The sequence below is a fragment of the Corynebacterium sp. UMB4614 genome, from assembly GCF_030217065.1.
Lineage (GTDB): Bacteria > Actinomycetota > Actinomycetes > Mycobacteriales > Mycobacteriaceae > Corynebacterium.
Genome location: NZ_JASONC010000019.1, coordinates 1 through 24,884, shown reverse-complemented (window position 1 = coordinate 24,884; position 24,884 = coordinate 1). Strand labels below are relative to the sequence as shown.

Annotated in this window: 18 protein-coding genes; 10 read left to right on the top strand and 8 right to left on the bottom strand. The window is 65.7% G+C overall.

Annotated elements, in window-relative coordinates; all coding sequences use genetic code 11:
- Positions 1 to 404 precede the first annotated feature (404 nt).
- Positions 405 to 2,165, bottom strand: coding sequence for a chromosomal replication initiator protein DnaA (gene dnaA / locus QP413_RS08265; RefSeq protein WP_284781416.1), 1,761 nt, complete (start codon positions 2,163 to 2,165; stop codon positions 405 to 407).
- Between the two features lie 616 nt (positions 2,166 to 2,781).
- Between dnaA and rpmH the strand changes: the two genes are divergently transcribed.
- The 8 genes from rpmH to QP413_RS08225 all read left to right on the top strand — a co-directional run bounded on the left by rpmH (position 2,782) and on the right by QP413_RS08225 (position 9,560).
- Positions 2,782 to 2,919, top strand: coding sequence for a 50S ribosomal protein L34 (rpmH, locus tag QP413_RS08260; RefSeq protein ID WP_012361251.1), 138 nt, complete (start codon positions 2,782 to 2,784; stop codon positions 2,917 to 2,919).
- A 157-nt stretch (positions 2,920 to 3,076) separates the two neighbouring features.
- Entirely contained in the window at positions 3,077 to 3,460 is a 384-nt protein-coding gene (gene rnpA, locus QP413_RS08255; protein WP_284781415.1) for a ribonuclease P protein component, read from the top strand.
- 154 nt (positions 3,461 to 3,614) lie between these two features.
- Entirely contained in the window at positions 3,615 to 3,884 is a 270-nt protein-coding gene (gene yidD, locus QP413_RS08250) for a membrane protein insertion efficiency factor YidD (protein WP_081601263.1), read from the top strand.
- A 15-nt stretch (positions 3,885 to 3,899) separates the two neighbouring features.
- On the top strand, positions 3,900 to 4,874 hold the full coding sequence (gene yidC, locus QP413_RS08245; protein WP_284781414.1) for a membrane protein insertase YidC: 975 nt from the start codon (positions 3,900 to 3,902) through the stop codon (positions 4,872 to 4,874).
- Between the two features lie 286 nt (positions 4,875 to 5,160).
- Positions 5,161 to 5,976 carry a 16S rRNA (guanine(527)-N(7))-methyltransferase RsmG gene (gene rsmG, locus QP413_RS08240; RefSeq protein WP_284781413.1) on the top strand — a complete coding sequence of 272 codons (816 nt, stop codon included), beginning with the start codon at positions 5,161 to 5,163 and terminating at the stop codon, positions 5,974 to 5,976.
- 86 nt (positions 5,977 to 6,062) lie between these two features.
- Positions 6,063 to 6,986 (top strand): ParA family protein, encoded by a 924-nt coding sequence (locus tag QP413_RS08235; RefSeq protein WP_015382130.1) that lies wholly within the window; start codon positions 6,063 to 6,065, stop codon positions 6,984 to 6,986.
- A 90-nt stretch (positions 6,987 to 7,076) separates the two neighbouring features.
- Positions 7,077 to 8,510, top strand: a complete 1,434-nt coding sequence (locus tag QP413_RS08230) for a ParB/RepB/Spo0J family partition protein (RefSeq protein WP_284781412.1) — start codon at positions 7,077 to 7,079, stop codon at positions 8,508 to 8,510.
- 225 nt (positions 8,511 to 8,735) lie between these two features.
- The gene (locus tag QP413_RS08225; RefSeq protein ID WP_015382128.1) at positions 8,736 to 9,560 is read left to right on the top strand and encodes a hypothetical protein; all 825 of its coding nucleotides are present in this window, start codon (positions 8,736 to 8,738) and stop codon (positions 9,558 to 9,560) included.
- A gap of 193 nt (positions 9,561 to 9,753) precedes the next feature.
- Here QP413_RS08225 and QP413_RS08220 read toward each other — a convergent pair whose 3' ends face one another.
- The 7 genes from QP413_RS08220 to QP413_RS08190 form a co-directional block, all read right to left on the bottom strand.
- A complete protein-coding gene (locus tag QP413_RS08220; protein ID WP_012361243.1) occupies positions 9,754 to 10,980 on the bottom strand; it encodes an N-acetylmuramoyl-L-alanine amidase in 1,227 nt (408 codons plus the stop codon).
- Positions 10,981 to 11,036: 56 nt separating this feature from the next.
- Complete coding sequence (gene trxA, locus QP413_RS08215; RefSeq protein ID WP_012361242.1) at positions 11,037 to 11,360, bottom strand: thioredoxin; 324 nt, start codon at positions 11,358 to 11,360, stop codon at positions 11,037 to 11,039.
- A gap of 128 nt (positions 11,361 to 11,488) precedes the next feature.
- On the bottom strand, positions 11,489 to 12,553 hold the full coding sequence (gene trxB, locus QP413_RS08210; protein ID WP_284781411.1) for a thioredoxin-disulfide reductase: 1,065 nt from the start codon (positions 12,551 to 12,553) through the stop codon (positions 11,489 to 11,491).
- Between the two features lie 85 nt (positions 12,554 to 12,638).
- Positions 12,639 to 13,301 carry a sigma-70 family RNA polymerase sigma factor gene (locus QP413_RS08205; RefSeq protein ID WP_284781410.1) on the bottom strand — a complete coding sequence of 221 codons (663 nt, stop codon included), beginning with the start codon at positions 13,299 to 13,301 and terminating at the stop codon, positions 12,639 to 12,641.
- A 205-nt stretch (positions 13,302 to 13,506) separates the two neighbouring features.
- The gene (gene murJ, locus QP413_RS08200) at positions 13,507 to 17,982 is read right to left on the bottom strand and encodes a murein biosynthesis integral membrane protein MurJ (RefSeq protein WP_336620848.1); all 4,476 of its coding nucleotides are present in this window, start codon (positions 17,980 to 17,982) and stop codon (positions 13,507 to 13,509) included.
- A 99-nt stretch (positions 17,983 to 18,081) separates the two neighbouring features.
- Complete coding sequence (locus QP413_RS08195; protein ID WP_284781408.1) at positions 18,082 to 21,000, bottom strand: hypothetical protein; 2,919 nt, start codon at positions 20,998 to 21,000, stop codon at positions 18,082 to 18,084.
- A gap of 9 nt (positions 21,001 to 21,009) precedes the next feature.
- Positions 21,010 to 21,831, bottom strand: coding sequence for an NUDIX hydrolase (locus QP413_RS08190; RefSeq protein ID WP_284781407.1), 822 nt, complete (start codon positions 21,829 to 21,831; stop codon positions 21,010 to 21,012).
- A gap of 262 nt (positions 21,832 to 22,093) precedes the next feature.
- Between QP413_RS08190 and QP413_RS08185 the strand changes: the two genes are divergently transcribed.
- Both QP413_RS08185 and QP413_RS08180 read left to right on the top strand, forming a co-directional pair.
- On the top strand, positions 22,094 to 23,515 hold the full coding sequence (locus QP413_RS08185) for a CCA tRNA nucleotidyltransferase (protein ID WP_284781427.1): 1,422 nt from the start codon (positions 22,094 to 22,096) through the stop codon (positions 23,513 to 23,515).
- Positions 23,516 to 23,819: 304 nt separating this feature from the next.
- Positions 23,820 to 24,857 (top strand): hypothetical protein, encoded by a 1,038-nt coding sequence (locus QP413_RS08180; protein WP_284781406.1) that lies wholly within the window; start codon positions 23,820 to 23,822, stop codon positions 24,855 to 24,857.
- Positions 24,858 to 24,884: the final 27 nt, after the last annotated feature.

Here is a 24,884-nt window from a genome sequence, read left to right as displayed (position 1 = left end):
AACCCCAACTTGATCCACCCGAAAACACAAACTTGTAATTACGCTTGTGGAAAACCCTGTGGACATGTGGATAACTCCGGAAAATCATGGTCACAGACCTATTTTTATCCACATTCCGGGTGAGTTATCCACCGAACGCTGTGGATAACTGTGCATAACTGTGGACGACGATCCCCCGAGCTCTCACCGTCACCCCCAAGAATTTGCGTTTCCGCCCCCAAACACAATCCGGTGTGAAAGCCCCAAATTTCAAGAAAACCGGGCGCCGTCGCCGCGCGCGGACGTCCTTAACTTCAAGCCCCTGCCGCGGGAACCGCCCCAGAAAACGCCCGCAGAAACCCCAACGAACGCGTTGACGTCCCGAAACCTGCGGAACTCCCCGAAGAAAGCTCGAGAAAGAAGGACTAACCCCGCGCCGCGGCCTTCGCGCGCTGCGTCAGCTCCTGGACCTCGTTAAAGGTGACCCGATCCTCGGTGAGCTGCTCCCGAATGCGCCGCTCCGCGTGCATGACCGTCGTGTGGTCGCGGCCGCCAAAGGCCTGCCCCAGCTTCGGCAGCGAAAGATCCGTCAGCTCACGGCACAGATACATCGCGATCTGGCGCGCCTGCACGAAACGCTTCGTGCGCCCCTTCCCCACCAGCTCATCGACGGTCAGGTCGAAGTAAGAGGACACCACATCGATGATGACCTGCGGGGTCATCTGCACATCGTCGACCGGCATGATGTCCCGCAGCGCGATCTCCGCAGCCTGCTTCGTGATTGGCTCCTTACCCAGGGAGCAATAGGCCGTCACGCGGATCAGCGCGCCCTCCAGCTCGCGGATGGAGGTCTCGTACCGGCTCGCGATCAGCTCGAGCACATCCTCCGGCAGCGTGGTGCCCTCCGCGGCCGCCTTCCGGGACAGAATCGCCATGCGGGTTTCCAGGTCCGGGGTTTGGACGTCCGTAATCAACCCGCCCTCGAAACGCGTGCGCAGGCGGTCCTCCAGCGTGGTCAGCTGCCGCGGCGGACGGTCGGAGGAGAGCACGATCTGCTTATTCGCCTGGTGCAGCGCGTTGAAGGTGTGGAAGAACTCCTCCTGCGTGGACTCCTTGCCCTGCAGGAACTGGATATCGTCCACGATCAGCATGTCCAGGTTGCGGTATTCGCGCTTGAACTCCTCGCGGCGGTCGTTGGCGATGGAGTTAATGAAGTCATTCGTCAGCTCTTCGCTCGAGACGTAGCGCACGCGCATGTCCGGCTGCAGCTCCTTGGCATAGTGGCCGATGGCGTGCAGCAGGTGGGTTTTGCCGAGCCCGGATTCGCCCCAGATAAACAGCGGATTATAGGCGCGAGCTGGAGCTTCGGCGACGGCGCGGCAGGCAGCGTGCGCGAACTGGTTGGAGCCGCCGATGACGAAGCTTTCGAAGGTGTACTTCTTATTCAGCAAGGTGTCCGAGTCCCGGTCGCCCTCGTCCGTGTCCGCGGTTGGGGACGACGACGCCTCGGCCGGCACGAAGGCCTCGTTGCGGGATTCTGGCTGGTTGACGCCCTGGTGCTGCTGGGCTAGGCGCTCGGCGGCGAGGATGCGGGTGTCCTCGTCCTGCTTCGGGTCGTGCTGTGGGGATTCCGCGGGTGCAGAGGGCTGGGATGGCGCCGTGGATTGTGGTGCTCGCGCCTCTGCTGCTGTGGGGGTTGCCGGCGCGGGCGCTGTTGTCGAATGAGCAGCTGGGGTGGATCGTGCTGGCGTGTGGACCGCGGAATGGCCGGCGGGGGCCTGTTGTTCGGCTGCGCCCGGGACGGTGTTGGTGTTGGTCGGCTGGGCTGTGTCCTCCGGCTCGGCTTCCCGGATGGAGAGGCTGAGGGTGACTGGGGATTGCAGGATGTCCCCGAGGACCTTTTCGATCGGCTCGGCGAGTGCGCCCTCCACGACCCCCTTGGACCATTCATTTGGCGTGGTCATCACGGCGATCCCGTTGATGAAGAGGACGGGCTGGATCTGACGGAGCACGCTGCGGGAGGAGGCGGAGAGCGGCGGGAACTGGGTGCCGTCGCCCTCGATCCACGCGTCGACGAGGCCGTGCCAGATGGTGGCGAATTTTGTGGGATCCGCGGGATCTGGGGCGTGAGTCATGCGCGAGCCTTTTTCTTCTCTTCCGGGGTCGGGGGTAACCGTTAAGGACATTTCAATTTACACGTGAGTTCACACTGAACTCACATTTTTGCCCACAGCCTGATTTGGTGTTTGTTCTGGGCTTCCACAGAGCTGTCCACACCTGTGGATAACTTGTCCATTGAGTTGTCCCCAATTTACCCCGCTCCTGTGGACAACTTCTAATTTTCCAAAAAAATGGCGTTGACCTGCAAAAACTAACCCTAAACCAGTGCTTTAGCCTTCGGGGGTGGAGAAGTTATCCACAAGCTGTGTGGATTGACATTCCACCGTGTGTGATGATCAATCCACAAAAGCGCAGCATTGCGCGGACTTTTCCATGAACCGGGATTTAAATGACACGCCTGTCATCCTGCGAAGATTTGGTTTTCGGCTCCCCCGCTGAGTATTCTTAAACGGTCTATGGCAACAGCCGACCTTGTATCGGATGCCGTTTTGGCCGGATGCTCTGCGTCGCCCACATTCCACACGTGGCGCCGGAGCTCTGGCAACCACAAGTCCATCGGCGTGGACAGCGTGGCGTACAGCGCACCGCCCGGGCGCAGTGGCAGGGAATCCACCCCGCCATCGCTCGATCATGGCGCTTCAACGCTTCGCCTCCGCGCGTAGTTTTAAGGAGTGAAGTACCGTGTCGAAGCGTACTTACCAGCCTAATAACCGCCGTCGCGCACGCGTGCACGGCTTCCGCACCCGCATGCGCACCCGCGCAGGTCGCGCGATCGTGTCCGCACGTCGTCGTAAGGGCCGCAAGTCCCTGACCGCTTAATTGAGCGGGCGGCCAGCTTGGTCGCACACTCTCCCACCACGTGGGAAGCTCCGGCGCCTGCCACTCGGTGGGCGCCGTTTTTGCTGTAATTTCACCTTTATGCGGGGCGGGTAGCCAACACCCCTCGCGCACCGACCCAACCACCAAGGAGCTGCCCATGCTGGCACCGGAACACCGTCTCCGCTCCTCAGCGCTGTTTAGCACCGTGGTGAAGAAAGGTGCGCGCAAGGGTAGCCGCACCGTCGTCGTCCACCTCTGGACCCCGGAGCCAGGCCCCGACGCCCCGCTGGAGCTGACTGGCGGACCTCGCGCGGGCCTCATCGTCTCCAAGGCGGTCGGCAACGCCGTGGTGCGCCATGCTGTCTCCCGCAGGTTGCGTGCCGTCCTGGCCACCATCATCGATGAGGACGCCACCGCGGCGTCCCCGCAGCTGCAGGAGACCAGCTTTGTGGTGGTGCGCGCCCTTCCCGCCAGCGCGAAGGCTAGCAGTAAGGAGTTGGAGTCCGATGTGCGACGCTGCCTCTCCCGGCTCTCCCGCTGAGCGTGGCGCTAAGCCTAGTGAGCGCAGTGCTCAGCCCGCTGAGCACAGCTCACAGCCCGGCACCGAATCCCACCGCAACCCCGGCTCCCAGGCTGACTTCAAGCCCGGCGCCGACAGCCGTACCGCGCGTCGCCGCGTCACTGGCCGTGCCGCGATGGCTCGGCGAGCAGTGCTGGCCTATCAAGAATTTCTTTCGCCCCTTAAAATGGGGCCATCATGCCGCTTCGAGCCGACCTGCAGTAATTACGCTCTCACGGCGTTGGAAAGGCATGGTCTGTTCAAGGGGCTGTTACTGTCAATAGGTCGGCTGTTGCGCTGTGCCCCTTGGCATCCGGGCGGGTGGGACCCCGTTCCGCCCCGCAAGCGCAGGGCTAAGCCCAAGCCTGAAGAGACTCCGCAAGATTTTGAGACGTCCGAAAAGTAGAGGATCCCTCCAGACGTGCTGAATTTTATTTATTACCCGATTTCAGCGGTCCTGTGGTTCTGGCACAAAGTGTTTGGCTATGTGCTCGCCCCGACCGCGGGCATCACGTGGGCGCTTTCCATCGTCTTCCTCGTGGTGACCATCCGTATCCTGCTGGTCAAGCCCACCGCTAACCAGCTCCGCTCCTCGCGCAAGATGCAGGAGTTCCAGCCGAAGATGAAGGAACTCCAGCGCAAGTACGCCAATGATCAGCAGAAGCTGATGGTTGAGGTGCGCAAGGCGCAGCAGGAGATGGGTGTCCGCCCGATGGCGGCCTGCCTCCCGATGCTGGTTCAGATGCCGATCTTCATCGGCCTGTTCCACGTGCTGCGTTCCTTCAACCGCACCGGCACGGGCACTGGGCAGCTCGGCATGAGCATTGAGGAGACCCGTAACACCCCGAACTACGTCTTCGGCGTGGAAGAGGTGCAGTCCTTCCTCGACGCCCGCCTGTTCGGTGCGCCGCTGTCCTCCTATATCTCCATGGACCCCTCCGGTTACGGCGCCTTCTCCCCGGCAGGCATCGCCCCGGACTTCACGAAGGCGAACATCATCGCCGTGGTCCTGCCGCTGATGCTGGGCGCTGCGGTGATCATGCACTTCACCGCTCGCCTGTCCCTGAACCGCAACAAGAAGCGTCAGGCGAATAACCCGAAGCCGGCAGCTGATGACCTGAAGGCTCAGCAGATGCAGATGCAGATGGACATGATGCAGCGCATCATGCTGTGGTTCATGCCGCTGATCATCCTCGCCGGTGGTTTCCTCTGGCAGGTTGGTCTGGCCCTGTACATGTTCACCAACGGTCTGTGGACTTTCATCCAGCAGCGCATCCTGTTCGGCATCATGGATAAGGAAGAGGAGGAGGAGCGCCAGGCGAAGCTCGAGGCTCGCCGCACCTCCGCCCCGAAGCCGGGCGCGAAGCCGCAGAATAATAAGAAGCGGAAGAAGTAGTTTCGGTTCTCCGCATAGCGTCGCACGGTTCGCCGTGTGGCGCTTTTTCTTTGTCTTTTGAGGGACGTCTGCGCCCCCGTGCTTTCGCACCGTGTGATCATCCGCTTATCCATCCCGGAGGCTTTTCCTGCCGGTTCTTCGCTTTCCGGTCGGGTTCCTTTCCTTCGTTGCTTGGTCCGCCTGTCTACCCGTGTCGCTTCGTCACCGGGCCGCTCCCCTTCTTGCCCGGCTTTCCGTTGGGACGTCCCCGCGTTCCCCTTTCCACCCGTTCTGGGAGAAAGTTGGGTTGTCGTGGAAAGCCACTAGAATGTTTCACGTGAAACATCGTGATTCTGACGCTTCGAAAAACCAGTCCCCCAACCCGGTTGCTGCGGATTCCAACAAGGGTGCCGCGGCTGCCGGCGGCTCTGCCCGTGAGCAGCAGATCACGTCCCTAACGCCGGATAACCACGGGGGCGAGCTGCAGGTCGATGGGCTGCGTCCAGAGAACCTGGTTGAGGTCTTTGGTGACCGCGCTCCCCTGGCCGAGCGTTACGCCCAGTGGCTCGAGACTGCCGGGATCCAGCGCGGGCTCATCGGTCCTCGCGAAGTGCCGCGCATCTGGGATCGCCACATCATGAACTCCGCAGTGCTCGAGGAGATCATCGAGGACGGCGAGCGAGTCATCGACGTCGGCTCCGGCGCGGGCCTTCCGGGCATCCCGCTGGCCATCGCACGGCCGAATGTGAAGGTTCAGCTGCTGGAGCCGCTCCTGCGCCGCACCAAGTTCCTCGAGGAGGTTGTCGAGGACCTTGGCCTGGACAACGTCGAGGTCCACCGTGGACGCGCGGAAGAAAAGGCAATTGTCCGGAAGCTGGCGGGCGCGGACGTCGTCACCTCCCGCGCCGTCGCACCGCTGGGCCGTCTCTGCCAGTGGTCCCTCCCCCTCGCCCGTGTGGGTGGGCAGATGCGTGCTTTGAAGGGCAGTTCCGTAGCTGAAGAGCTGGAGCGGGATAAGGCCCAGATTGATAAGGTTGGCGGAGGGAAACGCTCCGTAGTTGAGCTGGGCAAGGGCGTGCTGGAGGAATCCACCTTCGCCGTCATTGTGGAAAAGGCGCGTTAAAACCAGCGCCTCAAGGAAATTGTTTCACGTGAAACATCGCAGCGATCTCAAGGATCGCGACGGACGGAGGATAGGTAGTGGCACCAATGCAGTGGGATGACACCCCAATCGCGCAGGCTGCGCGCCAGGCTGCCAAGATGCAGAACTCCCACAACCTGAAACTTCCGAAGCCGAAGAAGCCCCGGAAGATCACCATCGCCAACCAGAAGGGCGGGGTGGGTAAGACTACCTCCACGGTGAACCTCGCCTGGGCGCTGGGCTTGCATGGCCTCAAGGTCCTCGTTATCGACCTGGACCCGCAGGGCAATGCGTCTACCGCGCTGGACGCCGAGCACCGGATGGGCACCCCTTCCAGCTACGAGCTGCTGATCGGTGAGATGACTGCCGCCGAGGTGATGCAGCAGAATCCGGTGAACGAGAACGTCTATACGATCCCAGCAACCATCGACCTGGCTGGCTCCGAGATCGAGCTCGTCTCGATGGTGCGGCGCGAGTACCGCTTGGTTGATGCGATCAACGATGACTTTCTCGCTGAGCAGGGCTTTGACTACGTATTTATCGACTGCCCGCCTTCCCTCGGCCTGCTGACCATCAACGCGATGACCGCGGTCGATGAGGTGCTTATCCCCATCCAGTGCGAGTACTACGCGCTGGAGGGCGTGGGCCAGCTGCTGAATAACATCTCGATGATCCGCGAGAACCTCAACAAAAACCTGCACATCAGTGCCGTACTGCTGACCATGTACGACGGGCGCACGAAGCTCTCCGAGCAGGTCTCCGACGAGGTTCGAAACCACTTTGGTTCCGTGGTTCTGGATAACCACATCCCGCGCTCCGTCAAGGTGTCTGAGGCTCCGGGTTACGGCCAGACCGTTCTTCAGTACGACGGTGGTTCGCGCGGCGCCCTGGCCTACTTCGACGCCGCTGTCGAGTTCGCCAAGCGTGGCGACTACGTCCCGAGCGAGGAGACCGCCCCGATCGGCATCGCACCGGAGCTGCACAACATCTAAACCCTCGAATGTTTCACGTGAAACAATGCCCGGTTTCCGGGCAGATCTCGCCTCCCCCATCATCACAACTTTGGATTGAAGGTAAAGACCGTGGCTAAGAAGGATTCGGCATCTAAGAAGGCTTCGAGCGCTCAGGGTGGCGCGAAGGCGCCTCGCGGGGCGGCCCGCAAGCCGGCGATGCCGGCCCTCCCCGACCGGGAGGCCACCCGACGCGGTGGGCTGGGCCGCGGGCTTGCGAGCCTGATTCCGACCGGCCCATCTCGCCCGGGGCTGGGCAATGGTGCGGCCGACGTCATTCTTGGCGGCGGTGGCGCCGGCGGTGCTGCCGCCCGCCGTGCCACGGGTCAGGATTCCGGCGATGCTGCGCGCGGTGCTTCCGCGTCGGGCGCCGACGCCGGTGGTACCGATATTCGTCACAGTGACGTTAATCGCCCAACCTCCAGTATGGGCGAGAACACGGGTGCGCCGACCCAAAAATCCGCCTCCGCAGCATCTGGTGAAGCGCACGCTTTGTATGCCAAGGGGGCCGCGGGCTCGAAGGTCGCGAAGGGTGGCGCCTCGACAAAGGCCGATGCTCCCCGTTCTCGTGGGGCTAAGGACTCGTCCCACACGAAGGGCTCCACTGCCCCACAGGAGTTGACCGAACTGCAAGGCTCGGCCGAATCGCAGGGTGAGGCCGGGGGCCCGGAGCTCTCGAATGCGGATAGCTTCGGCGCGACCTATCAGGAGCTCCCGCTCGACGCGATCACGACGAACCCGAAGCAGCCGCGCTCCGTCTTCGACGAGGAGCAGCTGAACGAGCTGGTCCACTCCATCCGGGAGTTCGGGCTCATGCAACCTATCGTGGTGCGCCCGGTTAGCGGGGCGCCTGTTCCCTATGAACTCATCATGGGTGAGCGCCGCCTTCGCGCATCCAAGAAGGCTGGCCTGGAGACGATCCCGGCTATCGTCCGCGAGACGCAGGACGATGCGATGCTGCGCGACGCGCTGCTGGAGAATATCCACCGCGTGCAGCTGAACCCGCTTGAGGAGGCCGCCGCTTATCAGCAGCTGCTGGAGGAGTTCGGCGTCACCCAGGAGCAGCTGGCCAAGCGTATTGGGCGCTCCCGCTCCCTTATTGCGAACATGATCCGCCTGCTCCAGCTGCCCGTCGTGGTGCAGCGACGCGTGAGCGCCGGTGTTCTCAGCGCCGGTCATGCCCGCGCCCTGCTCGCGCTCAAGGGCGGAGAGGAAGCGCAGGCACAGCTGGCAGATCGTATCGTCGCCGAGGGCTTGAGCGTCCGCGCCACGGAAGAGGCGGTCACGCTGATGAACCGGGGCGAGGGCCAGAAGCAGGAGCGCAAGCAGCGCACCCCTGCCCCCCTGCCGGACTACGTGAACAGCTGGGTGGATGACTTCGCGGACACCCTGGAGACCAAGGTCAGCGTCCAGATGGGCAAGAAGCGGGGCCGTATCGTCGTGGAGTTCGGTGGCCAGGAGGACTTTGACCGCATCATTGAGATCCTCGGCGGCGGCGAACAGTAGTTTCTGCGCCCGCAATTGTTTCACGTGAAACAATTCAAGGTTTTTCGGGCTGATTTTCTAAATCTCCTCATGGGGCGGGCGGCCGTCCTAAAATAGTCCCCAGAAGCAACATCCGGCCCATGCCGGCCGAGCCCACGAGGTTCCCAGCGTTGCTTGCCCCGCACAGACACATCATCACGCGATAGTTGAGCCGACCGTTTTAAGCTCATCAGGGAGGGAGAGCCCGTGGAGGTTGAAATCCGCGCTCTGAGCTTTGATAACGCGGAGCAGATTACGGAAGACGCAGCGAACAGCACGTTCTGGGCGCTGCCGTGGGATCCGTTGTATGGGCCGACCCATACCGAGGACCCTGCCTTCGATAAGCAGCTGTGGATCCAGCGGACGCTGATGAGCTGGGGCACCTGTGGCTTTACCGCTTTCGTAGGCACGGGCGTGCCGGGCCGCAAGCTGCAGCCCGCCGCGACCGTCTTCTTCGCACCGACGCGCTTCCTGCCGGGCGCGGAGGGCCTCCCCTCCACCGTGTCCTCCGACGCCCTCCTGCTGAGTGATGTGTACGTTGAGGACGCATTCATGGGCCTCTACCTTGAGCACCGCCTGATCGAGACGGTCCTTGTGGAGGCGGGCCGTCGCGGCTTCAGCGCCGTGGAGGTCTTCGCCCGCGACGAGGACGCGCTTGACGAGCTGTTGCGGAAGCAGGAGCAGGAAGCACGTGGAATCGCGCAGGATGCGGGTTTGGAGTACAGCGGGACGCCGTCCTTCCCTTCCCCATCGAGCGCAGCAAGCTCCAGGTCCAGCCTGGACCCTAGTTTGCGGATCGAAAACGCCCCCAGCTACGTGCCAGAGGCTTATCGTGGCTGGCAGACGCCGGAGGCCCTTCACACGGGCAACCTGCTGAAGGACGCCCTCAGTGTGGCTCCAATGCTGTCCATCGACGTGGTTGAGGAGGCCGAGTTCGAGCGCGTGGACGATCACGAGCTCTACCCGCGCTACCGCCGCGAGGTTTCCGGCGCGTATAACCTCTTCCTCGACCGCGAGGGCGAGGCCTTCTAAAGAATCTGTGGTTCCGCTTCGGGCGCTCCGTTCATCCCACGCTTAGTTGGCTGCCTTCGCAGCACCCCTAACTCCCGCGTTGAGCTCAGAACCGCCAGCACAACACTAAAGGCCGGGCAGCATGCCCGGCCTTTGTCCTGCTTTCTGTCCCCTACCAGGCTAGGAGCCCCTCTCACCCCCAGAGAGCCGCTCCCTACTGCTGCTCGATGCGCAGCAGCTCCGTGAAGCTGAACTGGCCGGTGCGGTGGCTGTCCTGGTCCATCAGGTACAGGCGCTTCACGGAGACGACGATGGCCTCCGCGATGATGTCGCGCACCTCCGGCGAGGTCAGCGCGGCCGCGTCGTCCGGGTTCGTCAGGTAACCGGGGACGACCTGCACGGTCGGCATCTTCGTGAGCCGCAGGATGTCCCACGTGCGGGCGTGGGTGCGGCAATTCAGCAGGTCGGTGCGGGCGGCGATCTCGCGCTGGATGTAGCCCGAGAGCTTCTCGCCGACCATGGACCTCGAGCCGTTCTCGGAGCCGAAGTAGAAGCTGGCCACGCCGTTTGCGCGCTCGTTCGGGTAGCTATCGGTGCGCAGGGAGATCACCACGTCTGCCCCGAAGGCATTGGCGAGGTCCGCGCGCTCAGTGTCGCTGGGGTTCGCCGTGCGGCTGCGGGAGAGGATCGTCTCCATGCCTGCGGAGATCATGCGCCCCTCCAGGCGGTTGGCGAGGTCCCAGAGGATCTCCTGCTCGGTGATCGCGCCGAAGGGGCCCTTCACAGCGGTGCCCTCGTCGGAGCCACCGCAGCCCGGGTCGATGACGACGCGCTTGCCGGAAAGTTGCGGACCTGCGGCGCGGATCATCTCCTTCTCGCGGATGGAGTGTGGGGAGCCGCCGGTGATGCGGCGGCCCAGGTAGGCCAGTGCGCGGAGGGTGTCCGGACCGACCATGCCATCGGAGTTCAGCCCGTACTCAAATTGGTACTGAGTGACTGCCTGGTGGGTGTCTGGGCCGAAGTGCCCGTCCACCCGACCGGTGTAAAAGCCCAGGTCGTAGAGCTGGGACTGGAGTTCGGAGACGTCGTCGCCGACGTACTGTGGGTCCTGCAGGCTCAGCACTCGGTTGCCGAGCTTGTAGGACGCCTCGCGCAGGGCACGCAGGGTGGTCTCGTTGATCACGCCGTCGGCGATGATGCCGCGCTGCTGCTGGAAGGCGCGCAGGGCGGTGGCCAAAACGGCGTCGAAGAACTCCTCTTCCTCAGACCACTGCTCGTTATTGGAGGCCGTGAGCGCGGCGCCGTAATCGGAGAGCATGCCGAGCCGGGCGAGGGCGCTGCGCACCTCGGCGACCCGGGGGCTCTTATCGCCCACGGTGAGCAGCACATTCTGCTGGCCCACGCGGGGGGCGTGGTTCTCGGCGTGTTGTTTATCCGTCACGGCTCGCTGCGTCCTACTTTCCGAACAGTTGCTGGTGGTTCAGGGTTTCCCGCGGTCTAGGCGAGGGATTCCAGCTTCTCGACGAGGGTGCCCTTCGGCTGCAGGCCCGTGAATTCCGCGACCTTCTTGCCGTCCTTAAAAACCATGAGGGCTGGGATGGACATCACCTGGAACATCGCCGCGAGCGCGCGCTCTTCGTCGACGTTGACCTTCGCGACGACGGCGCGGCCGTCCATCTCCTCGGCAAGTTCTTCGAGGCTGGGGTTCATGCGCAGGCAGGGCTGGCACCACTGGGCCCAGAAATCCACGAGTACCGGCAGGTCGGACTCCACAACGGTGGACTTAAATGTCTGCTGCGTGACCGTGATGATGTTCGACATGCGGGCCCTGCCTTTCCGGGGTTGGGTGGTCCTTGGGGGTGGGTGGTCCACCGGGGTTTTCCTTGTCCCAGGATACCGTGAATCCCGGAAAAGCTCGGGAGGCCAGCAGTGTGCTGTGGCGTGGAGTTTTAGCCCTCGTTGGCCGGCAGTGCGGCCAGGTAGTGCTCCGCGTCCAGGGCGGCGCGGCAGCCGCTGCCAGCTGCGGTGATGGCCTGCTGGTAGTGGGAGTCCACGAGGTCGCCGGCGGCGAACACGCCCGGCAGGCTGGTGGCGGTGCTTGGCTCGTCAACCTTGACGTAGCCGTCCTCCTTCAGCTCCACCTGCCCCTCGAAAACGCTGACGCGCGGGTCGTGGCCGATGGCGACGAAGAGGGCGTCGAATTCCATCTCCTGGCTTTCGCCGGTGACGGTGTCCTCGACGGTCAGGGAGGTCACTGCGCTCTCACCGTGGACGGCGGTGACCTTGGAGTTCATCAAGAACTCGATCTTCGGGTTCTGGCGAGCGCGCTCCTGCATGATCTTGGAGGCGCGGAACTCGTCGCGGCGGTGGATGAGGGTCACGGTCTCGCCGAACTTGGTGAGGAAGTCCGCCTCCTCCATTGCGGAGTCGCCGCCGCCGACGATGGCGATCTTGCGGTCCTTGAAGAAGAAGCCGTCGCAGGTGGCGCAGGCGGACACGCCGCGGCCGATCATCTTCTGCTCGCCCGGGATGTTCAGGTAGCGCGGTGCCGCACCGGTTGCGAGGATGACGGCGCGTGCCTGGTACTCCTCGCCGTCTACCCAGACCTTCTTGATCTCGCCGGTCAGGTCCATCTTCTCGACGTCCTCCATGCGCAGGTCGGCACCGAAGCGCTCCGCCTGGTTGCGCATTTCGTCCATCAGCTCTGGGCCCTGGATGCCCTTGGCGAAGCCCGGGAAGTTCTCCACCTCGGTGGTCTGCATCAGCAGGCCGCCGAAGTCCATGCCCTCGAAAACGATCGGCTCGAGCTCGGCGCGGGCGGCGTAGATCGCGGCGGTGTAGCCGGCTGGCCCGGAGCCCACGATGATCACGTTGTGGATCTTCTCCGCAGGGTCGTGGGTGCCACCCGAGCTGGCGGAGGTATCGGGAGTATCGGCTGGGGTGGCCGCGTCCGCGGCGTCGCCCGCCTTGTTCACGCCGATTCCGACGTTGGCCTGCAGGAAGGGCTGAGACATGTGACCTCGCTCGTGTTCTTTGATGTGGGTTTCGCTTTCTTAACGCACTTTATCTAACCCAGTAGACACGGGATATATTCCCAGCTCAGGGGTGGTCGGCATAGTCGGCAAGCACGAGGTGGTCCTGCAGCAAGCGTCGCCCGCGCGAGTAGCGGGATTTCACGGTGCCGGGCGCGACATCGAGCATCGCGGAGATCTCGGAGATGGAGTAGCCGAGCATCCCGCGCAGCACGACGGTCTGCCGGAACAGGACCGGGATGCTGGCCAACGCGTTGTGCAGGTCAACGCTGAGCTCCTGGTTCGGTGTGGCGTGCGAGCTCGGCAGGTCGCGTTCACAGTCACTGATGTCCTCGCGGTGGCGGTGCCCGCGCCGGTGCTGGGCGGTCACGAAGTTCAGGGCGGTGCGGTGCGCGATGGTCACCATCCAGGTCACGACGCTGGAGCGGTTGCGGAAGGTGGCGGCGCGGCGGTGGATTTTCAGGACGGCTTCCTGGTGGACGTCCGCCAGTTCGCTCTCCGGGACGCCGGCGGCGCGTTCTGCCCAGTGCATGCGGACCTCGTGGCGGGCCAGCAGTGTGTGGAGTGCGAGCGGGTCGCCGGCGATGTGCTCGGCGAGCAGCTCCTGGTCGGTGCGGTGCGCGCTGGTGTGGGGCGCGTCCCCCGTGTTGCTTGGCGCGCTGCCCCACGTGGTGGTTTTCGCCCTATCCGGCGCGGTGGTGTGCTGTGTGTCGGTGACTGGTGCCGTCATGGCCCCTCCCCTTTCCCCCTGGTGAGCCTGGATCGTGGCTTAGACACTAATGAGCGCCCCGGCCATCGTGATGTCGATGGCGCCGGGGCGCTCAAAGCTGTGGACAGCTCAGCCGGTCAGGGAGCCGCGCTGTGGATAGCCGGTGGCGCGGACAACCGCGCGGGCTCCCCCGCCGGGCTCCCACGTCCCGCTCCCCCACCAGCCGTTACTGGCTGGCGGCTACGGGCTCCGCGGGGCTGCCTGCTCCCTTCGCAGCATTGCCACGACCAGCGCTCCCCCGCGCTGCACTGCTTGGCGCGGTGCTGGTCTCGTCCACGCGGTTCTGGCCCTGCCAGGTGCCCATGACGCGCAGTTCGCCGAGGGTGGCGCGGCCGTCGGCCTCCGGCAGCTGGGTGATCCAGATCAGCAGCTGCTTCATCGGCTTGGTGCCCTGCTCCTTCTTCTCGGCGTCCTCGGCGCGCTCCTCCTCAGACTCGGCCCCCTCCGAAGCCTCATCAGCGCCGCCAGCCTTCGCCGCCTCCTTGGCCTTGGCCGAAGCCATGGCCTTCAGCAGCTTCTGGTTCGCACCGCGACCCACGAGGACGTCCTGCCCGTCATCGCCGTGGAACTCCACGTTCATCGTGGACTCGGTGGCAGTCACGGTGCCCAGCGAGGAGGTTTCGTCCAGGGAGAGCGGGACCTTGCGCAGGTTGGCGGACTGGTTTCCGCTGGTCGCGGTTGCTGTCGCCTCGCTCTCCGGTGCGGTCTCCGAGGCAGTCGGCTCCTCCGAAGCACTCGGCTGGGCGGAGGCCTTGGCGCCCGCCTCGTTCGGGATGGCCGCCCCGCTCGGTGCCGCCGGGTCGGTCGGCGCGGTGGCCTCGTCGACGCGGCGCAGCTCGACCTTCATGCCGGGCGCCAGACCCTCCAGCTGCAGCGCGTGGATGCGGGTGCCGGTCGGCAGGTCCACGAGCAGGCCGATGCCCTCCTTCGTCGCCTCCGGGGTGCGTCCCAGCGGGCTGAGGTAGGAGTCGGACTGCCACTTCGTCGCCGCACGCCCGTCGGTGACGAGCTGGACGTCCTCCGGCGCGTCGAGGGTGCCCTTCGCGCCGGTGGGCATCCATTCGCGGACGTTGCGGATCGGCACCATCGTGGGCTCGCGGTTGATGATGCCCTCCGCGCCGGAGCGGATGGAGTCCGTGGATAGCGGCGAATCCTCCCGTCCGCCACCCACAACGCTGAGCAGGCTGGCGACGAGCGCGGCGATCAGCAGGGCGGAGCCGATGGCGATGCCACCGATGATCGCAACGTGCTGCAGGCGCGCCTGGCGAACACCGAAGCCGGTCTTCTGGACCTGCGGGGTCGGCGCCTCGTCCGGGTTGACGGCCAGCTCCCCGGAGGTGAGGTAGCGCAGCCTGGTCGCCAGCTCGCGGGGGTCGCGGTCCGCCGGGTTCGGTGGGACGTCGCCCTCGTCGCGGTCGTGGTCTGCGTCGCGGTCTTCGTCGTCTTCGTTTGCGTCGGTGGCTTCGGCGTGCCCGGTGACCGGGTTGGCCGCCCCGCCGCTGATGACGGCGGCGCGCTGCTCGGTGCTGAGGTTGCTGGCGGCCAGCGACTCGGCGAGCAGTTCCTTCGGGATCTCCGAGACCGGCACGTTGGCCAGCAGGAGCTCGAGGACGGCGGCGATGCCCTGCATGTCCTGCGCGGAGGAGTTATTCGGCAGGAAGCCAGGGAACGCGAGGACGGCACCGCCGGCGGTGCTGATGCGGATGCGGTCGCGGTGGTCCACGCCGAGTGCCAGGCCGTGGTCGTGCATTTCCGCGGCGGCTTCGGCGAGGTCGGCGACGGCGAATCCGACGGCCAGCGGGTCCGGGCTGGACTCCGCCACCGCGGAGAGTGCGGAGCCGTCGGTCCAGTCGGAGACCACGACCACGCTGCCGGGGCTGTCGATGACCTGGTGGATTTTCGCGAGCCCGGCCAGCGGGTTCGCCTCATCCCCCTGGGAGCCGTCACCAGCGCGTGCCAGGGCGGCCTCCTGGGCTTCCATCATGGCGCGGGACTTCCGCGACATGTCCTGCTTGACCTGCATCACCAGTCGGGACTGGTTCGGCACGTACTCGCCGGGGCGCTTGCCCTGGCGCACCGCTGCCAGCGGGTCGAGGATGGTGAGCCCAACCAGCTCCCCGGTGGCGGTGCGCCGGGCCTGCCAGAACCGGGCGGCAGTGGAGCCACCGTGGTCGGCGAGCAGGCGGTAGCGCCCGTCCAGGATCGGCGCGCCGGGCACCAGGCGTGGGCCGCGCACGCGCCCTGCGGACAGTGGCGGCAGTGGTGGCAGCAGGGAGTTGGCCACGGCAGCCTCGCGGGCGGCCTCTGCGGGGCCCAGCGGGGTGGGAGCCATGCGCTCTGCGGCGGAACCCAGTTCCTCCTCTGCCTGACGTCCGGAAAAGAAACGGCCGATACCGGGGACGCGGGAGAGCGCGGAGCCGACGGTGAGAACCTCGGGCAGCTTGGAGCGCGCCATGACCACACCGGTGGCGATGAGGAAGACTGGGCCGGTGATCAGCAGGCGAATCAGGAAGCCCGGGTTCTGGCCGGGGGTGATGATCGTGTTGGTGAGAGCCAGGTCCACCAGCCAGGCGACGAGCGCGCCGACGAGGGAGGCGCCGAAGGCCCAGAGGCTGGTGCGCATGACCTCGCGCGAGTTGAGGTTGCCCAGGGAGCGGCGCAGCAGCAGCACGCCGATGATCGCGCCGGTGACGAAGCCGAAGCCGTTGGCAGCACCCAGCAGCACCACCACCAGCCGCGGCTCGGTGGCGATGAATGGCGCGATGGAGACCAGCGCGATCTTGGTGATCGTGATGCCGGCGATGATGAAGGTCGGGGTCCAGACCTCCTCGCGGGCGTAGAACACGCGCAGGTGCAGCAGCACCAGGGAGTACGGGATGAGCGTGAAGGCGGAGAAGGAGACGGTCCAGCCCAGCACGCTCGCGGTCTCCATGGAGAAGGAGCGGTAGGCGAACAGTGCCGGCCCGATGACCCCGCCGAATGCGGTCATGAACACGATGATGGGGATCATCGCGAACATCGTCAGTCGGGTGGCGACGGTGAGGTCGCGGACCACGGCCTTATCGTCGCCGTCGGCGGCGTTGCGGGAGAGCCGCGGCATGACGGCGGTCAGCAGGGTCACGCCGATGACGCCGTAGGGCATCTGCAGCAGCTGCCAGGCGTTCATGTAGATCGTCGGGGCGTCGCCGGATGCGCTGGATGCGATCTGGTTATTGATTGCCCAACCGACCTGGGAGATCGCCACGTACAGCACGATCGCCACGCCCATGCCGGCGAAGTTCTTCAGGCGTTCGTCCACGCCCCACAGCGGCCGCAGGTTGATGCCCGCCTTGCGGAGGTAGGGCACCATGATGAGTGCTTGGAAGACCACGCCGAGGGTGGTGCCGAGCCCCAGCAGCAGCACGTGCGGGTCGGTGATCGTGACGTGGTCGGTGGGCTGGAGCTTCGTGTCCTCGGGCAGCAGCAGGTAGCCGCCGAGGACGGTGATGGTCACGAGGTTGTTGACCACGGGCGCCCACGCGCCGGGTTTGAATACTCCCTTGGTGTTCAGCACGGCCATGAACACGGCGAACATGGCGTAGAAGAAGATCTGCGGGAGCACCAGGTAGGCGAACATTGTCGCCATGTGCACGTTGACCTGGCCGTCTTGGTCGAGCGTGAGTCTGATCAGCCAGGGGGCGGCACCGACGGCGAGGAGGGTGATGATGACGGTGATGCTGAACGTCATCGTCAGGAGTCTTCGGATGAAGGCTTCGCCGCGGTCGGGGTCTTCCTTCTCGGCTCGGACGAGCACGGGGACGACCAGGGAGGTCAGCACCGCGCCGAGGACGAGCTCCGTGATGAGGTTCGGCAGGGTGTTCGCGGTGTTGAACGCGGAGGCGACTGCGGCACCGAGCGCGGAGCCGATGAGGACGGTGCGTAGGAAGCCGGTGATGCGCGACAGGAGGGTCGCGATGGCCATGGAGCCGCCGGTGCGGACGACGTCGGCGTCCGAGGGTTGCTCGTTGTTCTTGTCCTGTTCCGCCGCGGCTGCGGCGGTGCGGTCCGTGGGGGTTTCTTCCTCCGGTGGGACGTCACCGCCGCCGGTGGTTGCGGTGGCTGCGGGGGTCGCGGTGTGTTCGGGGGCGTTGGTGCCTGCCGTTCCGGCGGATGCGGCGGCGCGGGATGCTGCGCCGCGGGAGGCGGCAGCTCCGACCCCGGCGCCAGCGAGCGCTCGGGCGGAGGTGCGGGCCGGTTGGGAGCTGGCGCGGTACTGGCGGCCCGCGGGGTCTGCCCCGGGGTCGGCGGAGTGCCCGAGCTCCCCGGCGAGGCCGAACTCGTAGTGGTCATAGGCGTGCCGCTCGTTGCCCAGGTGGATCTCCGAGGCGGGCCGGCGGAAGTCCACGGCCGGGGCGGCTGGGGCCTCGGGCGTGGTGTTTTCGGGTTCCTGGCCGTGCTGGGAGGGGGCGATGCTCAGTGAGGAGTAGTCGTCCGTTGTTTCCGGGGTATTGGCTTCTTCGCGCGCCTGGGGGGCCAGCGCGGGCGGGCGGGCTTCGATGAAGCGGCCGCGCTGGCCTGCGGGTGGCTTGGTCGGTGGCGTGCTGCCGTGGCCTGCGCTGTCAGCGGAATCCTCGGGAACGTCTGGGTTAGTCACAGAATCCATCATCGTCCACATTGGGTGCGTTTCCTAACTAGAAACGCGCTCCCGGGGCGGGTTTTCGCTGCCTGTGACGGGTTTTACACGGTGTTTTCGGCGGCGGGCCTAGCGGCTGCGGCGGCGGCGCCGACGGTCCAGGAGGAGCTTCCCGCCGATGCCCGCGCCAGCGATGATGGTGAGCAGGAGGATCATCTTATCCAGCGGGATATTGGGGCTGGAGTGCACGCTGACTTGCACGGAGTCGCTGATTCGCTTGTTTTTGGGGCTGGCGAGCCACAGGTCGAGGTCGCTGCGGCGGTTTGCGGCACCGAGGTCGATCGACACTGTGAGGGAACCACGCGCCGGGATCATCTGAGCCTCGGATTCCAGGATGGTGGCGGGGTGCCCGGCGTGCTCGTCGAGGGTGTCGCGGTAGCGGATCTTCGCCGGCACAGGCAGCGGTAGGCCGTTTTGGGCGGCGACGATCAGTGGCGCGGCTTCGGAGGTTCGGGTGAAGACGTTGCCGGGTGGCAGCAGGGTTACCGAGTTGCGCAGGGTGTCCGCGGTCTCTGCCGCACCGGCGACGCGGGCGGCGGCGCGCTGGCTAGCCCCGTCCTGCTCGGCGGGGTTGCGGGTGCCGTAGTTGCTGGTGGCTCGCGCGAGATCGGCGAGGATCGGGCGGGTGAACTGTTCGCGGGTCAGCGCGATCTTCCGGGAGTTAGCCATCATGAGGGTGAGGCTGCGGATCCGGTCGGCCAGGGTCGCCAGCTGTGGCGCGAGTGCCTCGGTGGGTTTCCCGGGGTCGGCGAAGGGCTGGGTGACCTCCCCGAGTGCCAGTTCGGAGTTCTTCAGGCCGCGGGGGCGCAGCGCATCGGCCAGGGAGGCCGGGGTGGCCTGCCCGGTGGCGAAGGCCTGCTCGATGTAGTCCAGGAGGGCGGTGGCGTCCTGCCCGTTGACCTCCCACTGGCCCGGCGGGACGGCGAGGATCGGCTCGGGGCTGGCGAGTTCCTGCTGGAGCACGGCCAGGGCGGTGGACATGCGGGTGGCCTCGGAGTCCGCGTTGGCGTCGAAGCGGGCCTGGGGGTTGGAGTAGCCCGTGGTGTCGGGACGGGCGCCGGTGGCGGCGAGGACGGTGCCGAGGTCGCCGGAGTAGCGCAGCGCGCGGAGGCTGCCGGCATCGTTGAGCTTCAGCAGGCGGTCGTTCCACTGCTGGTCAGCCTGTTGGGTTGCGGGGTCGTGCGCGTCCCCGGCCTCCTCCCCCGAGGTCTCGGGGGTCTGGGCGGGCTGCTGGGTGAGCACGGTGTTATTCGCGACGAGCGCGGTGACTGGCACCTTGGGGTCAAGGGTGGGCAGGAGCGCCTGGCCCTTGAGGGTGTTCTCGAAGCGGCGGGACGGGTCGGCCCCCTCCGAGGCGGGGTCCACCTTCGCGGCGGCGAGGTACGGCAGGGCTTCGGGAGTGAGGTAGCCGCTGCTGGGGATGGCGATATTGGCCACCGGGGTGGTGCCGAGGATCTCGTGGATGGTGGCGGCACCCCGGCCGAGGGCGTGCATGCTGAGCCAGGCCGCGCTGGTGGATTCCTCGGCCACGCCGGTATCTGCTCCAGCGGCACCACCGGCCGCATCTCCGTTGGCAGCGGCGCCATTGGCCTGTCCTGCCGCGGCCTCCGGGTTGGTGGGCCCGGTCGCCTGGGCGGTGGTGTTGATGTCCGCCCCGCCGTAGGGCAGCGCGACGGTGCAGCTCTCCTTGGTGGTGTCGCGCAGGTCGCTGAGCCAGGTAGCGGCGGCCTTATCGTGGGCGCCGGGTTCGGAGCGGTCCTTGGTGTTGAAGATGTCTCCCCAGGAGTCGCGGAGCCGCTTGCGCTCCTCGACGGGCTTTGGGACACGCCCGCCCACGCGGTAGCCGCCGGCCATGCGCTCCACGGTCTGCAGGAGGTCGGGGTCGATCGCCAGGCAGCTGGCTTCGCGGATCTTGGTGCCCTGTGGGCCGTCCAGTGCGGTGCGGTAGCTGTCGAGGAGGGTGCGTAGCCGCCCGCCTTCCTTCAGTTGCTCACCGAGGGAGTCCTCGCTGAGGTAGAGCTCGGCGGGCTCGGGGGCGTCCCCGACCGCGCCGGGTGTGGCGTGCGTTTCGCCACCGATGGGCCACAGGAAGGTCAGCGGGGTGCCGGAGGTGCCACTGCCCTGCCCTGCCGGGGCCTGGGGGTTGCCCTCCGTGGTGCCGTCCGCGCTTTCTTCTTCCTTATTCTCTTCCGGGGTGACGACGGCCGTCGCGCGAGTCACCGCGAGCAGTTCCGCCCCCTGTGCTGCCTGGTCCCCAGCGGCCTCTCCCCCACCATCGGCACCATCAGCGGCCCCGGGCGTGCCGCCGAGGGTGAACATCAGCGGGTAGGTTCCGGCCTGCGCGGCATCCGGCAGCCCGAAGCTCATCGGTGCCAAGGCCCCAGCTGGGCCCGCCGTTTCGCCGGTGGGGGTCTCGGGGTGTGGAGTGGCGTCGTCCTGAAAGGAAGGGTCGCGGAAGAGGCGGACGTCCACGTCGGCGGTTTCGCCCGGCCCCAGGGAAACCTCAGCGCCGTTGCTGCGCTGCAGTGGGCGCGCCGGGGAGCTGTGTGGGTACTCGCCGCTGTTGGAGAGCAGGGAGGTGCGCACCTGGGCGGGGCTGCCGGCGGCGGGCGCGGTTTTCAGGCTCAGTGTGAGGCCCCGGATGGTGCCGGGGCTGGTGTTGCGGATGCGCAGGGTGTAGGTCTGCGGGTCGGTGTCCGCCGGGTTGAGGAAGCGCGGGCTGATGTTGCGAACCTGCAGGTTAATGCCCCGATTGGGGTCGGTGGAGCGGGCGTTCGGGTTGGCCCAGTCCGTGGCCTCCGCGTGGTGGAAGGTGCTGGTGTGCTCGGGGGTTTGGGCGCCCGCGGCAGGCATGGCCTTTGCTGCGGGCAGGGCGTTTGCGGCAGGCAGGGCGGAGCCAGCGAGCGGGCCGGGCACGGCGGTGACCCACCCGGCGCAGAGGAGGGAGCCGAGCGCGAGGGCGGTGGCGGGGCGGATTTTGGCAGCCATGCAGCCCTCCTAACGCGGGGTGGCGCGGCCTGCTTCCGCTTCCGCGCGGGCGTGGTTCGGCAGCGTGTCGAGAGCGCGGCGGGCCAGGCGGCGCTCGTCGGCGTAGGCGAGGCGTTCGACCAGGTTGTTCACGGGAACCCAGGTGACTTCGGTGACCTCGGGGTCTTCGTCGTTGAACTCCCCGTCCACGTAGCGCAGCAGGTGGTGGTGGACGGTCTTGTGGATGCGGGTGCCCTCGGAGACGAACCAGTAGTCGATGGTGCCGAGCTCGTCGATGACGGTCCCGGCGATGCCGGTTTCCTCCCACACTTCGCGTTCGGCGGTGCTGCGGTGGGATTCGTGCTCTTCGACGTGGCCTTTGGGCATGGACCACAGGAGGCGCCCGCGGCGGTCGACGCGGCCGATGAGGGCGGCGTAGATCTTGGACATGTCCACGCTGCCGTTGGGGCGCACGGCTTCGGCCAGGCCGGTGAGGACAAGCCCGCCCGCGGAGGTTTCCACCGAGAGCGGCAGGTCGGAGTGCTCCAGGTGGGTGCGGTTCTGCTTGCCCTGTTTGGCGCGCCGGGTGCTGGTGCGTTTCGGGTTGTTGCGGCCAGCCCCGGAGCGGTTGCCGCGGTTCGAGCCGTGGTTATTGCGGTTGCTGGTGCGGGTGTTCTCGCCCTGCTGGCCCTGCTGGTTGCCGCGGCCCTTGCCCTTGCGGTTGTTCTTCGCGTTCTTGGCGTTTTTGGGGCGGCGCTGGTTTTCGCGCTGCGGCTGTTCGTCGTGCTGCGAACGGCGGCGCGTGCTGCGGGGCGAACCGCTGCTCGTGGTGGCGCTGTCGTTCGTGTTCATTCTGTTTATAGTAGCTGCTTGGCCGGGGCTTGGGGGAACCGCTGGCGGGGGTTGGGTGTGCCGGTGGCGGCGGCCGGGCGGGTGACCGGTGCGGTGTTGGGGTGTTGGGCCATGAAGTAAGGTATTGCGCGTGACTACGAGGGCGAATGAGACTGCAGATGGCGCGACGGCTGGTGCTGCCGCGGAAGCTGGTGCGACGGCGGCCGGCGCTGGGGCGGGCGTTGCCGAGGTAACCGGGGGCACGCAGGCCAAGGAAGCGGCGATGCTGGGGGCCGCGTGGCAGTCCCTGCGCCGCAATGACGCCACGCTGCGCCGGCTAGCTAAGGCCTTCGAGGCGGCGGGCCACGAGCTCTACCTGGTGGGCGGCTCGGTGCGCGATGCGATGCTGGCGCGCCTCAGCCACGACCTGGATTTCACCACGGACGCTCGCCCGGATGTGGTGATGGGGATCCTGGAGCCGATGGCCGAGACGGTGTGGGATACGGGCATCGAATTCGGCACCGTGTCCGCGCTGGTCGGTGGCCTGGAGGTGGAGATCACCACGTTCCGGGCGGATCAGTACGACGGCCAGTCCCGCAACCCGGAGGTCACCTTCGGCGACACCCTGGAGGGCGATCTGGTGCGCCGGGACTTCCGCGCGAACGCGATGGCGCTGAAGCTCTCCGCAGACGGGAAACACGAGTTCTGCGACCCGCTGGGTGGCTTGGCTGACGTGGCCGCCGGGGTGCTGGACACGCCGGATAGCCCGGAGGTGAGCTTCCGGGACGATCCGTTGCGCATGCTGCGGGCCTGCCGTTTCGTCTCTCAGCTGGGTTTTGAGGTCGCCCCGCGGGTGGCTGAGGCCATGGCGGCGATGGCGGATCAGATCCAGCGGATCACGGTGGAGCGCGTGGCGGTGGAGCTGAATAAGCTGCTGCTCGGCACGACCCCGTGGGAGGGCCTGGACCTGATGGTGGAGGCCGGCCTGGCGGATTTCGTTCTCCCGGAGCTGCCGCGCCTGCGGATGACTCAGGACGAGCACAAGCAGCACAAGGATGTGTACTGGCACTCCCTGACGGTGCTGCGCAATGCGCTGGTGCAGGAGCAGAATTACGGCGTGGAGCCGGACCTGGAGCTGCGTTGGGCCGCCCTGCTGCACGACTGTGGGAAGCCGGATACCCGCGCGTTCACGGACTCTGGCCAGGTGACTTTCCACCAGCACGAGGTGGTGGGTGCGAAGCTGGTGCGCCGCCGGTTGCGGCAGCTGGAGTTTTCTAAGCAGCTGGTGAAGGATATTTCCCAGCTGGTGTTCCTGCACATGCGTTTCTATGGCTATGGGGATAGCGCGTGGACGGATTCGGCGGTCCGCCGCTATGTGACGGATGCGGGTGATCTGCTGCCGAAGCTGCACATGTTGGTGCGGGCGGATTGCACGACCCGTAATAAGCGCAAGGGGGCGCGCCTGCGCCGTAATTACGACGACCTCGAGCGGCGGATTGAGGAACTCAAGGAGAAGGAGGACCTCGCGGCGGTGCGCCCGGACCTGGATGGCAACGAGATCATGGAGATCCTGGGTCTGAAGCCGGGCCCGGAGGTGGGGCAGGCGTGGGCGTTTTTGAAGGAGCTGCGCCTGGATCGGGGTCCGCTGGGCCGGGACGAGGCCATTGCGGAGCTGCGGGCCTGGTGGGATGCGCAGCAGGGGTAGTGCTGCGCGCTTAGGTGTTTCTTAGCCCCTTCCGGGGGTGCCGGTGTGTTCGGTGCTCCCGGGAGGGGCTTTGTGCTTTCGTGACCCTAAGCCAGGGAGCCCCTTAAGCCTAGGGGCACCATGTTTGCAACCGAACTGTAATATCGAAGATTGACGTAAAGGTGCAGGCCATGCGTATTAAAGCTGAATAGGTAGGGCGCCAAAAGATTGGCCTTTATCTACAGCCCTTTGTGGGTATTATCAGGGGGTATTTAGAAAGCGCCGGCTGCCTGCTGGTGCTGCTAACTCGTCGAAAGGAAGCAACATGGCCAATCTGCGGGGGCTAATCGCCCGTGGTGGGAAGTCCGGCGCTTTTGCGCTGGGCTTTTCCGACAAGATGAAGTCCGTTGCAGGCGCAATGGCAGTCCTGGCGCTGGCAACGACTGGCACTATTGTGGTGCAGTCTCAGAACGCCCCGGCCGCCGCCAACGTTCTGCAGGAACCGAACGCTATCCACTCGCCGGGTGAGCACAGGGCGAATCACACAGTCAATGGTGCTGTGTACGTTGACCGGTCCGGCATCAACTCGAACAAGACGGGTGATGACCAAGGCCTGTCAAACGTCAAGGTGTACGCCCAGTGGATGGACGAACGAGTCAAGGGCTATGCCGTTTCGCCGGTGTACACCACCAACACTCGTGCAGACGGAACTTATACCGTCGACTTCCCAGAGTGGACGGACAGCCAAGGCAATAAGCACCTTTTCAAGGCTAATCCGTACCAGAAGCTGCGTGTGTGGATCGAAAACCCTGACAGCAGCAAGTACGAAATTTCGTACATGGAAGGCGATGGAGTCTTCAAGGGCTCTATTGAGCGCTACGCCTCCGTGTGGAGCGTTGACCTGGTCAACGGTGGCAATGTCCGTGACCAGAACATTGCACTGACAGAAACGCCGGAAAGCTGGCTGCAGAAGCCGGAAGCTGACTGGAAGCAAAGCGAGGCAAAGACCGGCGACGGCTACATTAACGGTCGTGTTTTCTGGGACCAGAAAAATCTTGCTGGTGCCGGAGATGTCCCCCAGTACAACACGGGCCACGGTGACGTAGCAGTTTCCGGTGTCAAGGTTGTCGGTTCGTACCTGCGTGATGAAGTCGCAAACGAACTTGATCAGTGGAAGAAGGACAACCGCGGCTACACGCAGCTCGAACTTAAGCAGGCTCAGCAGGACGCCATCAAGAAGTTCGAAACTGATAATCCGGGGCAGTCGGCAATTGCCGAAACCGTGACAGCTACGACGGACGCCCAAGGACAGTTGGGGTTGCCCGCAAATGGTGGACACGTAGTGGAGCTACCTCATAGTTAGGCAGCTGTTTCTTCTTCGTTGGTGGTC

Bases quoted from the DNA above. Each gene is read 5' to 3' on its own strand.
- dnaA (WP_284781416.1), bottom strand. From the start codon at position 2,165: ATGTCCTTAACGGTTACCCCCGACCCCGGAAGAGAAGAAAAAGGCTCG.
- rnpA (WP_284781415.1), top strand. From the start codon at position 3,077: ATGCTGGCACCGGAACACCGTCTCCGCTCCTCAGCGCTGTTTAGCACC.
- yidD (WP_081601263.1), top strand. From the start codon at position 3,615: ATGGCTCGGCGAGCAGTGCTGGCCTATCAAGAATTTCTTTCGCCCCTT.
- QP413_RS08235 (WP_015382130.1), top strand. From the start codon at position 6,063: ATGCAGTGGGATGACACCCCAATCGCGCAGGCTGCGCGCCAGGCTGCC.
- trxA (WP_012361242.1), bottom strand. From the start codon at position 11,360: ATGTCGAACATCATCACGGTCACGCAGCAGACATTTAAGTCCACCGTT.
- trxB (WP_284781411.1), bottom strand. From the start codon at position 12,553: ATGTCTCAGCCCTTCCTGCAGGCCAACGTCGGAATCGGCGTGAACAAG.
- QP413_RS08205 (WP_284781410.1), bottom strand. From the start codon at position 13,301: ATGACGGCACCAGTCACCGACACACAGCACACCACCGCGCCGGATAGG.
- murJ (WP_336620848.1), bottom strand. From the start codon at position 17,982: ATGGATTCTGTGACTAACCCAGACGTTCCCGAGGATTCCGCTGACAGC.
- QP413_RS08195 (WP_284781408.1), bottom strand. From the start codon at position 21,000: ATGGCTGCCAAAATCCGCCCCGCCACCGCCCTCGCGCTCGGCTCCCTC.
- QP413_RS08190 (WP_284781407.1), bottom strand. From the start codon at position 21,831: ATGAACACGAACGACAGCGCCACCACGAGCAGCGGTTCGCCCCGCAGC.
- QP413_RS08185 (WP_284781427.1), top strand. From the start codon at position 22,094: ATGCTGGGGGCCGCGTGGCAGTCCCTGCGCCGCAATGACGCCACGCTG.
- QP413_RS08180 (WP_284781406.1), top strand. From the start codon at position 23,820: ATGGCCAATCTGCGGGGGCTAATCGCCCGTGGTGGGAAGTCCGGCGCT.